Source organism: Streptomyces omiyaensis, assembly GCF_014650895.1.
GTDB lineage: Bacteria > Actinomycetota > Actinomycetes > Streptomycetales > Streptomycetaceae > Streptomyces > Streptomyces omiyaensis.
The window spans coordinates 392,674-405,406 of record NZ_BMVV01000002.1 but is presented as its reverse complement, the minus strand read 5'-3'; the positions used below and the strand labels follow the sequence as shown (position 1 = coordinate 405,406).

Sequence of the window (12,733 nt, the reverse complement as noted above, 5' to 3'; positions counted from 1 at the left end):
GGGCCGGGCTCGCGGCCTCCGGCCCGATCGGCACGACACCGCCCCGGGAGATGGCTAGAACCAGTACACGGGGTAGGTGCGGCGGCGGACGCGGGCCGCGAGGAGGCCGACGGCGACGAGCAGCGCGCAGGAGAGCAGCAGCAGCCCGGTGAAGGTCCAGAACGGCGGGGAGCCGAGGGCGACGATGACCGCGGTGGCGGCCGCCGGGGAGTGCGGGGCGCGGGCGAGCGTCATCACGCCGAGGGCGAGTCCGCCGGCGACGGCGGCGCTCCACAGGCCGGGGCCGGCGACCGCGAGGACGGCGAAGCCGGTGAGGGCGGAGAGGAGCTGGCCGCCGACGACCGAGCGGGGCTGGGAGAGCGGCAGGTCGGGGGAGGCGGCGACCAGCGCCATGCTCGCGGCGAGCGGCGGGATGAGCAGCGGGTGGTGCAGGACGGTGCCGAGGGCGACGAGCAGGAGCAGCGCCGCGGTGCTGGCGCCGGTGGCGGCGAGGACCGCCAGGGCGCGGGGCCGGGGCGGCGGACCGGGGCGGACGGGGGCGGACGCGGGGGCGGGGACGGACGGCGCGGGGACGGGCGCGGACGGCGCGGGCACGGTGGCCTCGGGAGCCTGGGCGGTGGTGGTCACGGGTTCCTCGGGATCGTGGATCGGGAGTCCGCGTGCGGGCGGCGGGGAGGGCGGGAGGGGCTCAGGGGGTGGTCGGGTTGGCCGGGGAGTACTCGGGCGCGGACCAGCGCAGGGGGCCGGCGGCCGGGGTCTCGACGACGCTGTCGACCCGGAAGCGGACGAACCGCTCCTCCAAACGGTATACCGTTTGCGCCCGGCCGCTGAGCTGGAGGGTCGTGCCGTTCTCCCAGTCCAGGAAGAGGAGCCCCGCCCTGCCGTCCGCCTCCAGGTTGCCGAGCGTGAGGAACATCGCATTGCCCGGGTAGTCCCGCCACTCCAGCGTGCGGGGGTCCTCGGCGCGGACGAAGCCGGGGTTGCCGCCCCGGTGGCTGGCGTCGGCGCCGTCCGGCCCCGTGGTGGCGACGAAGAAGGTGTCGGCCGCGCGGACGGCGGCGAGCTGGTCCTCGGCGAGGGCCTCGCCCCGGCGGGCGGGCGGCCCGTCCGGGGCGGCGGGACCGGAGCCGTACAGCTCGCGCTTCTGGAGGTACTTGGGGCAGTTGGCGAAGACCTGCTCGGCGTCGATCAGCACGCCCCGCGCGCTGGGGCGGACGGTGCCGTTGAGACGCATGCGGCGGCGGGTGCGGGGGTCGAGGGCGATCGTGCCGACGGGGGTCCCCTCGGTCAGGGCCTCCGCCAGCGGGTCGCCGGCCCGGACCCCGCCCGCCACCGAGACCGTGTGCGGGCCGGCCGCCCGGGCGAAGCCGGGGTCACCGGTGAGCAGGCTCGCCCAGACGCGCCCGTCGGGGGCCGCCGCGCCGAGGACCAGCATGGGCTGGAGCTCCAGGAAGGCGGCGGCGACCGGACGGATGCCGGGGCGGATGCTCGGGGCGATGTGGGCGGCAGCGTCCCGCAGGCCGAGGCGCTCTTGTACGGCTACGGATCCGTGGTGGTACGCGGTGCCGCTCATGACGGACCTCCTGGGTGCGGGCTCGGGGCGGGGGTGCGCGGTCGGTGGGGGTGTGCGGCCGGCGGGGGTGCGCGGCCCGGCGGGAGTGCGCGGCCGGTGGGGGTGTGCGGCCGGCGGGGGTGCGCGGCCCGGCGGGGCGCCGGCTAGAAGAAGCCGCAGGTCGGGGCGGTGGCGTGGGGGGCCGGGGCCCCCTCGGCACCCTGCGGGACGGAGATCTCCAGGCGGGTGCCGTCCGGGTCGTGGAAGAAGATGCCGCCGGAGGCCGCGCCCTCGCGGTGGGCGACGACGCCGTCGTGGGCGAAGGGGACGCCGAGCGCCTTGAGGCGCGCCTCGGCCTCGCGGACCTTCTCGATGGACTCGGCCTCGAAGGCCAGGTGGTGCAGGCCGGCCCGGGCCGCGTCGTAACCGCCCTCGGCCTGCTGCCACAGGGTGAGCACGAGGCTGCCGCCCCGGCCGAGGAAGGCGTGGCGGCGCCCGTCGGCGTCGCCGGAGCCGATCACCTCGAAGCCCAGCGCCTCCCCGTAGAAGCGGAGCGAGCGGTCCAGGTCGGTGACGTTGATGCCGATGTGCGCCGTGTTCAGCGTGCCGATCGCGGACATGACGGTCCCCTCGTCGTCGGTCGCCCCCTTCGGGCTAACCTTCTATTGCGACTTTAAGGGTTAGAACTTCCGGGATGCAACCTGTCACGTACGCTTGAGGGGTTAGATCGCCCGGGGGATCGAGGAGGACGCCCGCCATGCCCGTCACCGATCCGCGGCCCCTGACCGGCGAGCCCCTCTCGCTGGATCTGCTCAACACCCGCTGGATGCGCGAGGGCGAACGCCAGGACCTGCTCACCGACACCGGCGGACTGGCGGTCTGGCTCGCGGCCAACGGGCTCGACGGGCGCTTCGCCGCCGACGAGGCGACGCTCCGCCACACCCGGACCGCCCGCGAGGCCCTGAAGGCCCTGGTCGACCGGCCCGGCGACCCGGACGCGGCCGCGCGGCTCGACGCCGTCCTGGAGCACGGCCGGATCCGCCCCGTGCTCACCGCCGAAGGCCCCGGCGAGCGGGCCGAATTCGCCGATCCGGCGTGGGGGCCGGCCTGGACGGCCGCCCGCGGCCACCTCGACCTGCTGCGCACCGCGCCCGACCGGATCAGGACCTGCGCGCACGAGGCGTGCATCCTGCACTTCCTCGACACCTCGCGGAACGGCACCCGCCGCTGGCACTCGATGGCGACCTGCGGCAACCGGGCGAAGGCGTCCCGGCATTACGCCCGCGCCAAGGATCAGTGATCCCCGAACACCGGCCGAATCGCCCTCCTTGAGGGCGATTCGTCTTCTGTGGCGGAAGGTGCGCGATGGCGGATGTACGCCACGGACACAACCTGCCCTCCGCGAACTCTCCACAAAGCCCTGCCATTTGCGAAAGGCTGAGCGGTCATCCGGTACCGGATTCCGGACCCTCTCCTTTCACAACAGGGATGTAAATGACCACCCCCGAAACGCAGAGCTCCATACCCGGGCGCTCCACCGGGACCCGACGAGCGGCCCGGATCGCCGCCGCCGCCGGTCTGGTGACCGCGCTCGTCGCGGCCGGTGCCGCCCCGGTCCTCGCCGCCGACGACCCGGTGGCGACTCCCCCGGTGAAGGCCGCGGAGCCCGCCGACAAGCTCGGCGCCACCGACGCGCAGCGCCTCGCCGAGGCGGAGGCCGCCGGCGAGCCGCACGTCACCATCCTGGTCGCCACCGCCCCGGGCGCGACCGAGCAGGTCGCCGGCCAGCTCGACGCCGTCCCCGGCGGCTCGGTCGGCAACCGCAACGACGAGCTCGGCTACGTCCGCGCGACGCTGCCGACCGGCAAGGCCGACGCCGCGATCAAGGCCGCCACGAAGCTCTCGTCCGTCCAGTCCGTGGACCTCCAGGCCGAGATCCAGCTGGACGACCCCCGCCCCGACGCCGGTGTCACCGGCGCCGTCGAGGGCACCACGGTGACCCGGACCTACCCGGCGCCGTCGAAGTACACCCCGGCGAAGAACCCGTACAACCCGTCGCACGAGACGGGCGCGGTCGAGTTCGTCGAGGACCACCCGCGCGCCGACGGGCGCGGCGTGACCATCGGCATCCTCGACTCGGGCGTCGACCTGGCCCACCCGGCCCTGCAGAAGACCACCACCGGCGAGCGCAAGATCGTCGACTGGGTGACCTCCACCGACCCGATCGTCGACTCCGACGGCACCTGGCGCGCCCAGGTCACCCCGGTCGGGGGCCCGGTCTTCACCGCCGGCTCGCAGTCCTGGAAGGCCCCCGCGGGCGCCTACCAGTGGAGCCGCTTCAGCGAGTCCGTCACCGCGGGCGGCGACCCGGCCGGTGACATCAACCGCGACGGCGACACCACCGACGTCTTCGGCCTGTTGTACGACCCCGTCGCGGGCACCGTCCGCGTCGACACCGACCAGGACAACGACTTCACGGACAACGAGCCGATGAAGCCGTTCAAGGACGGGTACGGCGTCGGCTACTTCGGCACCGACAACCCGGCCACGGACGTCGTCGAGCGCACCCCCTTCGTCGTGGAGATCCGCAAGGACGTCCCGATGGACCCGTACGGCGGCCCCTGGGTCGGCCAGAAGCGCGACTTCGTCAACATCGGCGTCGTCGAGTCCTCGCACGGCACCCACGTCGCCGGCATCACCGCCGCCAAGGGCCTCTTCGGCGGGAAGATGAACGGCGCCGCCCCCGGCGCGAAGATCGTCTCCTCGCGCGCCTGCACCTGGGACGGCGGCTGCACCAACACCGCCCTCACCGAGGGCATGGTCGACCTCGTCGTCAACCGCGGCGTCGACATCGTCAACATGTCGATCGGCGGCCTGCCCGCGCTGAACGACGGCGACAACGTCCGCGCCCGCCTCTACACCCGTCTCATCGACGAGTACGGCGTGCAGCTGGTGATCTCGGCCGGCAACTCCGGTCCGGGCACCAACACGATCGGCGACCCCGGCCTGGCCGACAAGGTCCTCTCGGTCGGCGCGGCGGTCTCCCAGTCGACCTGGGCCGCCAACTACGGCTCGGCCGTCGAGAAGAAGTACGCCATGTTCCCGTTCTCCTCGCGCGGCCCGCGCGAGGACGGCGGCGCCACCCCGCTGATCACCGGCCCGGGTTCGGCCGTCAACACCATCCCGACCTGGCAGGCCGGCGCCGGCGTCCCCGAGTCCGGCTACGCGCTCCCCGCCGGCTACGGCATGCTCAACGGCACCTCGATGTCGTCCCCGCAGGTCGCGGGCGCGAGCGCGCTGCTGCTCTCCGCCGCCAAGCAGCGCGGCATCGAGCTGTCGCCGCTGACCCTCCGCACCGCCCTCACCTCGACCGCCCAGCGGATCCCCGGTGTCGCGGCCCACGAGCAGGGCGCCGGCCTCATCGACGTCGACGAGGCCTGGGACTCGATCAAGGACGGGGCCACCGCCCACTCCTACAAGGTCGAGGCCCCGGTCGACACCGTGATCTTCCCGGCCCCGCACACCGGCACCGGCGTGTACGACCGCGAGGGCGGCCTCAAGGTCGGCCAGAAGAAGGTCTACGACGTCACCGTCACCCGCACCAGCGGCCCGGACCGCGCGCTCTGGCACGAGCTGGACCTCAAGTACAACGACGGCACCTTCCGGATCCTCGGCGACGACGAGGTCCGCCTCCCGCTGAACACCCCGGTCACCGTCAGGCTGGAGGCCCGCCCGAAGACCGCCGGCGTGCACAGCGTGATCCTGGAGGCCGACGACGAGCGCACCGAGGGCGTCGACAAGCAGATCCTCGCCACCTCGGTCGTCGCGAGCGACCTGGTCGCCCCCGGCTACGGCTTCTCCGCCTCCGGCTCGGTCCAGCGCAACAGCCACACGTCGTACTTCGTGACCGTGCCGAAGGGCGCCACCTCCCTGGAGGTCGCCATCGGCGGTCTGAAGGAGAAGAGCCAGACCCGGTTCATCTCCATCCACCCGTACGGCGTCCCGGTCGACCCGACCGCGACCACCATGTGCTACCCGCACTACAACCCGGCGAACACCTGCCGTCCCGACCTCCGCTCCTACGCCAACCCGCAGGCCGGCGTCTGGGAGATCGAGGTCGAGGCGCGCCGCACCTCGCCGGACCTGAACAACCCGTACAAGCTGAACGTCTCCGTGCTCGGCGCCTCCTTCGACCCGGCCGTCCAGACGGTCGCCGAGGCGAAGGTCGGCACCCCGTCCGCCGTCGAGTGGACCGTCACCAACAAGTTCGCCGGCATCGACGGCAAGCTGGAGGGCGGCTCGCTGGGCTCGGCCAAGGTCGAGACCCCGACCATCCAGCACCACGAGCAGCAGACGAAGACCGTCACCGTCGGTGAGGGCGTCGAGCGGCTCGACATCGCGATCGGCAACACCTCCGACAAGGCCGCCGACCTCGACCTGACCGTGCTCCTCGACGGCGTCAAGGTCGCCTCGTCGGCCGACGGCGACTCGGAGGAGGCCGTCTCCCTCGTCAAGCCGAAGGCCGGCACGTACACCGTCGTCATCGACGGCTACGCGGTCCACGCCGAGGGCGGCACGACCTACGACTACAAGGACGTCTACTTCTCCTCGGCGCTCGGCACCGTGAAGGTCGACGAGACGAAGACCTACCCGCTGGCCAACGGCGCGAGCGCCAAGGTCCCGGCCGAGGTCGTCGTCGGCGGTCCGGCCCCCGAGGGACGCCAGTTCTTCGGCGAGGTCCGGCTGGTCAACGCGCGCGGCACCGTCGCGGGCACCGGCAGCGTCCTGATCGGCGGCGTCACCCCGTAACACCCCGTGCGGTACGAGGGGCGGGCACCCGTGAGGGTGTCCGCCCCTTCGCGTTCAGCCGCGGCCGGGGCAGCCGCCACCGGCGTCCGGCAGGGCCTTCGCCAGCCACTTCCGGCCGTACTCCAGCTCGTCGCGGACCGGCCCGACGTCCTCGCCGAGCTCGCCGGGCGGCTCCATGTCCTGCCGGAAGGTGAGCACCCCCTCACCGGCGGAGCGCGGGACGACCACCAGCATCCGCGTGCCGGGCCGGTAGGACGACGCCTCCGCCGCGAACCCCCGGAAGGCCAGCTCCCCGGAGTCCGGCCCGGCCGGCTTGTACCGGCGCTCCACCCGCAGCACCACCCGGAACTCCCCGTCCGCCAGCGGCTCGGCCCGCACCACCTCGCCCTCCGCGACGTCCGTGGCGCAGGCCACCAACCCGGCCGGGGTGAGCTTGGCCCCGGCACCGCCGTCGACGGCGCCGGGGCCGAGCGCCCCCGGACGGGCGGCCAGCCAGGCCCCGCCCGTGCCGAGCACGCCCAGGGCCGCACAGGCCGCGAGCGCCCAGGCGACGATCCGGCCGCGCCGCCGCGGCCGTACCGGGGGAGCCGGCCGTACGGGCTCCGCCGTGAGCGCCGCGGCGAGGGTGCCCAGCTGCTCGCGGATCAGGGCCACGTCCGCGAGGGCGCGGGCGACCTCGGGGTCGTCGCCGGCGCCCGGCGGTCCGTCCTCCGGGAACAGGGCCCGGGCCAGCGGGTCCCTCGTGTCCTCGCCCACTCACACCACCTCGTCCGTGCGGAGCCGCTGCCGCATCGCGCGGACGGCGGCGTGCAGCCTGCTCTTGACGGTCCCCTCGGGGACTCCCAGCTCCTCGGCGATCCGGGCCACCGGCAGGTCCGCGTAGAAGCGGAGCACCAGGACCTGCCGCTGCTTCTCCGGCAGCTCCTCCAGGCCGTCCGCGACGGTCAGCGCGAGGAGGCGGGCCTCCTCGCCGCCGCCCACCGGGGCCGGCAGCGCGGTGAGCCGCTCGCCGAGGCGCTCCTCGCGGCGCCGGGCCCGGTGCCAGTCGGCGGCCACCCGGGTGGCGACCACCGCGCACCAGGCGGCCGGGGAGCGCGGCGGATCCCCCTTCGCCCGGGCCTCCAGGAGGCGCAGCCCCACCTGCTGCACGCCGTCCTGGAGCTCCGCGTACGGCACCCCGCCCAGCGCCAGGACCGCCCGCACCCGGTCCACGAGCGCCGCGTCCATCTGCTCCACCCCGCCTCCTCCCGGTCCGTGTCGCCCCTACGACGCACGACCGGCCCGGAACGTTCGTCCACCGGACCGCGTCCCGCCCCTCGGACAATGGATTGGACAAGAAGCGGCAGGCGGCACGCATCATGGGGAGCGGCAGCACCCTGCACACACGTACGGAGGAGTCACCGTGAAGGTCGGAATCGTCGGAGCCACCGGTCAGGTCGGCACAGTCATGCGCAAGATCCTGGCCGAGCGGAACTTCCCGGTCGACGAGCTGCGGCTCTTCGCCTCCGCCCGGTCCGCCGGCACGGTCGTGGACGGCGTCACCGTCGAGGACGCCTCGACCGCCGACTACACCGGCCTGGACATCGTGCTCTTCTCCGCCGGCGGCGCCACCTCCAAGGCCCTCGCCGAGAAGGTCGCCTCCCAGGGCGCCGTCGTCATCGACAACTCCTCCGCCTGGCGCCGCGACCCCGAGGTCCCCCTCGTCGTCTCCGAGGTCAACCCGCACGCGGTCAAGGACCGCCCCAAGGGCATCATCGCCAACCCGAACTGCACCACGATGGCCGCCATGCCGGTCCTCAAGCCGCTCCACCAGGAGGCCGGCCTCACCGCGCTGATCGCCACCACCTACCAGGCCGTCTCCGGCTCGGGCGTGGCCGGCGTCGCCGAGCTGCGCACCCAGGCGTGCGCCGTGGCCGAGCAGGCCGACCAGCTGGCCTTCGACGGCGACGCCGTCGAGTTCCCGGAGCCCGCCGTCTACCGGCGCCCGATCGCGTTCAACGTGGTCCCGCTGGCCGGCTCGATCGTGGACGACGGCTCCTTCGAGACCGACGAGGAGCAGAAGCTCCGCCACGAGTCCCGCAAGATCCTGGAGATCCCGGAGCTCAAGGTCTCCGGCACCTGCGTCCGCGTCCCGGTCTTCTCCGGCCACTCGCTCCAGGTGAACGTCCGCTTCGAGCGCCCGATCGGCGTCGAGCGCGCCTACGAGCTGCTGAAGGACGCCGAGGGCGTCGAGCTGTCCGAGATCCCGACCCCGCTCCAGGCGGCCGGCAAGGACGCCTCGTACGTGGGCCGCATCCGCGTCGACGAGACCGTGGAGAACGGCCTCGCGCTCTTCCTCTCCAACGACAACCTCCGCAAGGGCGCCGCGCTGAACGCGGTGCAGATCGCGGAGCTGGTGGCGGCCGAGCTCCGGGGCTGAGCCCGATCCTCCTCCGGGGGGCGGCCGTCCGCGGGACGGCCGCCCCCCGCCGTGTTCGCCCTGGGAAATGTCCGATGCGCGGGCCGAGCGGCCCGTGGAAAGATGGCCCAAACGTCACGAAACCGAGGAGTTGACCGGGTGCCTGGTACGAACCTGACCCGTGAAGAGGCACAGCAGCGGGCGGCGCTGCTGACCGTGGACGCGTACGAGGTCGAACTGGACCTCACCGGCGCGCAGGAGGGCGGCACCTACCGGTCCGTCACCACCGTCCGCTTCGATTCCGCCGAGGGAGGCGTCGAGAGCTTCATCGACCTCGTCGCCCCCGCCGTCCACGAGGCCGTGCTGAACGGGCACTCGCTGGACGTGGCCGCCGTCTTCCGCGACGCGCGGATCGCGCTGCCCCACCTGAAGCAGGGCCGCAACGAGCTCCGCGTGGTCGCGGACTGCGCGTACACGAACACCGGTGAGGGTCTGCACCGCTTCGTCGACCCGGTCGACGGCCAGGCGTACCTGTACACGCAGTTCGAGGTGCCGGACGCGCGCCGGGTCTTCGCCTCCTTCGAGCAGCCGGACCTCAAGGCGACCTTCCAGTTCACGGTGAAGGCGCCAGAGGGCTGGAGCGTCGTCTCCAACTCGCCCACCCCGGAGCCGAAGGACGGGGTGTGGGTCTTCGAGCCGACCCCGCGGATCTCCTCGTACATCACCGCCCTGATCGTCGGCCCGTACCACGCGGTGCACTCGACGTACGAGGGCCCGGACGGGCAGGTCGTGCCGCTGGGCATCTACTGCCGTCCGTCGCTGGCGGAGTTCCTGGACGCGGACCACATCTTCGACGTGACCCGCCAGGGCTTCGGCTGGTTCCAGGAGAAGTTCGCGTACGCCTACCCGTTCGCCAAGTACGACCAGCTGTTCGTGCCGGAGTTCAACGCGGGCGCGATGGAGAACGCGGGCGCGGTCACCATCCGTGACCAGTACGTCTTCCGCTCGAAGGTGACGGACGCGGCCTACGAGCGCCGCGCCGAGACCATCCTCCACGAGCTGGCCCACATGTGGTTCGGCGACCTCGTGACCATGGAGTGGTGGAACGACCTGTGGCTGAACGAGTCGTTCGCCACCTACACCTCGGTCGCCTGCCAGGCCTCCGTCGAGGGCACCCGCTGGCCGCACGCCTGGACGACCTTCGCCAACGCGGAGAAGACCTGGGCCTACCGCCAGGACCAGCTGCCGTCGACGCACCCGATCATGGCCGAGATCAACGACCTGGAGGACGTACTCGTCAACTTCGACGGCATCACGTACGCCAAGGGCGCCTCGGTCCTCAAGCAGCTCGTCGCCTACGTCGGCCAGGACGAGTTCTTCAAGGGCGTGCAGGCGTACTTCCAGCGCCACGCCTTCGGCAACACCCGTCTGAGCGACCTGCTCGGCGCGCTGGAGGAGACCTCCGGCCGCGACCTGAAGACCTGGTCGAAGGCGTGGCTGGAGACGGCCGGCATCAACGTCCTGCGCCCGGAGATCGAGACCGACGAGAACGGCTCGATCACCGCCTTCGCGGTGCGCCAGGAGGCCCCGGCGCTGCCCGCCGGCGCCAAGGGCGAGGCCGTGCTCCGTCCGCACCGCATCGCGATCGGCTTCTACGACCTCGACGCGGACGGCAAGCTGGTCCGCACCGAGCGCCTGGAGCTGGACATCGAGGCGGCCGGGCTGACCGAGGTGCCGGCGCTGGTGGGCAAGTCCCGCCCGGCGGTCGTCCTGCTGAACGACGACGACCTGTCGTACGCCAAGGTCCGTCTCGACGAGGTGTCGCTGCAGAACGTCACCGCGCACCTCGGCGACTTCGCCGAGTCGCTGCCGCGGGCGCTGTGCTGGTCCTCCGTCTGGGACATGACCCGGGACGGCGAGCTGGCCACCCGCGACTACCTGGAGCTGGTGCTGTCGGGCATCACCAAGGAGTCGGACATCGGCGTGGTGCAGTCGCTCCAGGGCCAGGTGAAGGCCGCCCTGGAGCTGTACGCGGCTCCGGAGTGGCGGGACGCGGGCCTGACCCGCTGGACCGAGGCGGCGCTGACCCACCTCAAGGCGGCCGAGCCGGCGAGCGACCACCAGCTGGCGTGGGCGCGGGCCTTCGCCGCGGCCGCCCGGACGCCGCAGCAGCTCGACCTGCTCGCCGCGCTCCTGGAGGGCCGCGAGACGATCGAGGGCCTGGCCGTCGACACCGAGCTGCGCTGGGCGTTCGTGCAGCGGCTCGCCGCGACCGGCGTCTTCGACGAGCCGGAGATCGCGGCCGAGCTGGAGCGGGACCGCACGGCGGCCGGCGAGCGCCACGCGGCGACGGCCCGGGCGGCGCGCCCGACCGAGGCGGCGAAGGCGGAGGCCTGGGCGGCGGTCGTCGAGGACGACAAGCTGGCCAACGCGGTGCAGGAGGCGGTGATCGGCGGCTTCGTCCAGCCCGACCAGCGCGAGCTGCTGGCCCCGTACACGGAGAAGTACTTCGGGTCGATCAAGCGCGTGTCGGAGACCCGCAGCCACGAGATCGTCCAGCAGATCGTGGTCGGCCTCTACCCGACGCTCCAGGTCTCCCGGGAGACGCTGGACGCGACGGACGCGTGGATCGCGGCCAACGACCCGGTGCCGGCGCTGCGGCGCCTGGTGACGGAGTCGCGGGCGGGCGTCGAGCGGGCGCTGAAGGCCCGCGCGGCGGACGCGGCGGCCGCGCGGCGGTAGGCGGCGGCATCCTGCCGAGCGGTGAAGGGGCGCCCTCCCCCACGGAGGCGCCCCTTCGCCGTGTCCGGGCCTACCGGCTCGCGCGGTCGAAGCGGGCGCGCAGGTCGGCGGCGCCCTCCTCGGTCAGGGAGCCGTGCAGGCGCATGCGGGCGACGCCGCCGTCGGGGAAGGCGTCGAGGCGCACGTGGGTGACGACCGCCTGCGCGGGGAGCCTGAAGCGGTGCAGGGTGTCGGGCTGGAGGCGGGTGCGCGGGACGATCTCGAACCACTCGCCGGACTCGCCGTTGCGGCCCTGGAGGGCGATCCAGCCGGCCGAGTTGCCCTTGAGGTAGGCGGTGTCGATCTCGACGGCGCGGACGGCGCCCTGGGCGGGGAGGCGGAAGCGGACCCAGTCGTGGGTGCCGCGCACGCGGCGGCGGCGGTTCTCCCAGCCGTCGTCCATCTTGCGGGAGGTGCCCGGCAGGATGATCTGGGTGGGCGAGGAGTAGAACTTGTCGGAGGCGTCCTCGTACGACCCGCCGTTGAGGACGGAGAGCAGGTCGATCGTGCCGAGGAGGGCGAGCCACTCGGGGTCGGGGAGCACCTCGCCGTGGACGCGGAGGCGGGCGACGCCGCCGTCCGGGTGCTGGCAGAGGCGGACGTGGGTCCAGCGGCGGTCGCTGTCGATGGTGAAGCCGTTGGCGGCGTGGCCGCGGACGGGGGTGGGCGGGACGAGCTCCTCCCACTTCGCGTCGAGCAGCTCCCCGGGGCTCGGGGTGCCCTCGACGGCGGTGGCCTGGACGCTGACCCTCTGCGGGTAGTTGCCGCGGAAGTGGGCGGTGTCGACGATCAGGCCGCGGATGACGCCGGGGGCGCCGAGGCGGACGATCGCCCAGTCGTGGTCCTCGGGGGCGGGGAAGACGTTCCCGGCGTCGGTGCCGCGGCGGCGGCGGGTCTCCCAGCCGTCCATGATCTTGCCCTTGTGGCCGAAGTGCTCCGGGTCGAAGACGGCCCGCTCGCGGACGAGGAGGTTCTCGCGCTCGGCGAAGAACTCGTCGTTCGCGGCGACGACGCCGGCGCCGAGACGGCGGTCGGCGAGGTCGACCAGCTCGGTGAAGGGGAAGTCGCCGGTGCGGTAGTCGGCGTAGGGGTCCCCTCCGCCGTAGGGCGCGGCGTCGTTGGCGTGCGGGTCCTGGGTGTCCTCGGTTCCGGTCATGCTCCGACTCTCGCGCGCCGGAGGTCCGCGGTCCATC

The 12,733-nt window shown here is 73.5% G+C and carries 10 protein-coding genes; 4 read left to right on the top strand and 6 right to left on the bottom strand.

All coding sequences use genetic code 11. The features are described 5' to 3' along the window. Positions 1–54 precede the first annotated feature (54 nt). The 3 genes from IE287_RS04730 to IE287_RS04720 all read right to left on the bottom strand — a co-directional run bounded on the left by IE287_RS04730 (position 55) and on the right by IE287_RS04720 (position 2,172). Positions 55–627: an HPP family protein gene (locus IE287_RS04730; RefSeq protein WP_229883275.1), complete on the bottom strand. Its 573-nt coding sequence runs from the start codon at positions 625–627 to the stop codon at positions 55–57. Between the two features lie 61 nt (positions 628–688). Then, the gene (locus IE287_RS04725) at positions 689–1,573 is read right to left on the bottom strand and encodes a pyridoxamine 5'-phosphate oxidase family protein (RefSeq protein WP_189847589.1); all 885 of its coding nucleotides are present in this window, start codon (positions 1,571–1,573) and stop codon (positions 689–691) included. Positions 1,574–1,716: 143 nt separating this feature from the next. Further along, positions 1,717–2,172: a VOC family protein gene (locus tag IE287_RS04720; RefSeq protein WP_189847588.1), complete on the bottom strand. Its 456-nt coding sequence runs from the start codon at positions 2,170–2,172 to the stop codon at positions 1,717–1,719. 137 nt (positions 2,173–2,309) lie between these two features. On the opposite strand from IE287_RS04720, the gene IE287_RS04715 reads away from it, so the two are divergent. Together IE287_RS04715 and IE287_RS04710 are read left to right on the top strand one after the other, a co-directional pair. Beyond that, positions 2,310–2,852, top strand: a complete 543-nt coding sequence (locus IE287_RS04715; protein ID WP_189847587.1) for a CGNR zinc finger domain-containing protein — start codon at positions 2,310–2,312, stop codon at positions 2,850–2,852. Positions 2,853–3,046: 194 nt separating this feature from the next. After that, the gene (locus IE287_RS04710; RefSeq protein ID WP_189847586.1) at positions 3,047–6,361 is read left to right on the top strand and encodes a S8 family serine peptidase; all 3,315 of its coding nucleotides are present in this window, start codon (positions 3,047–3,049) and stop codon (positions 6,359–6,361) included. Between the two features lie 54 nt (positions 6,362–6,415). Here the strand turns inward: IE287_RS04710 and IE287_RS04705 are convergent, their stop codons facing one another. After that, entirely contained in the window at positions 6,416–7,117 is a 702-nt protein-coding gene (locus IE287_RS04705) for a hypothetical protein (RefSeq protein WP_189847585.1), read from the bottom strand. Then, a complete protein-coding gene (locus IE287_RS04700) occupies positions 7,118–7,588 on the bottom strand; it encodes a sigma-70 family RNA polymerase sigma factor (RefSeq protein ID WP_189847764.1) in 471 nt (156 codons plus the stop codon). 175 nt (positions 7,589–7,763) lie between these two features. On the opposite strand from IE287_RS04700, the gene IE287_RS04695 reads away from it, so the two are divergent. Both IE287_RS04695 and pepN read left to right on the top strand, forming a co-directional pair. Beyond that, positions 7,764–8,780, top strand: a complete 1,017-nt coding sequence (locus IE287_RS04695; protein ID WP_189847584.1) for an aspartate-semialdehyde dehydrogenase — start codon at positions 7,764–7,766, stop codon at positions 8,778–8,780. A gap of 138 nt (positions 8,781–8,918) precedes the next feature. Beyond that, positions 8,919–11,501, top strand: a complete 2,583-nt coding sequence (gene pepN / locus IE287_RS04690) for an aminopeptidase N (RefSeq protein WP_189847583.1) — start codon at positions 8,919–8,921, stop codon at positions 11,499–11,501. 70 nt (positions 11,502–11,571) lie between these two features. Here pepN and alc read toward each other — a convergent pair whose 3' ends face one another. Next, positions 11,572–12,696: an allantoicase gene (gene alc, locus IE287_RS04685; protein ID WP_189847582.1), complete on the bottom strand. Its 1,125-nt coding sequence runs from the start codon at positions 12,694–12,696 to the stop codon at positions 11,572–11,574. Positions 12,697–12,733: the final 37 nt, after the last annotated feature.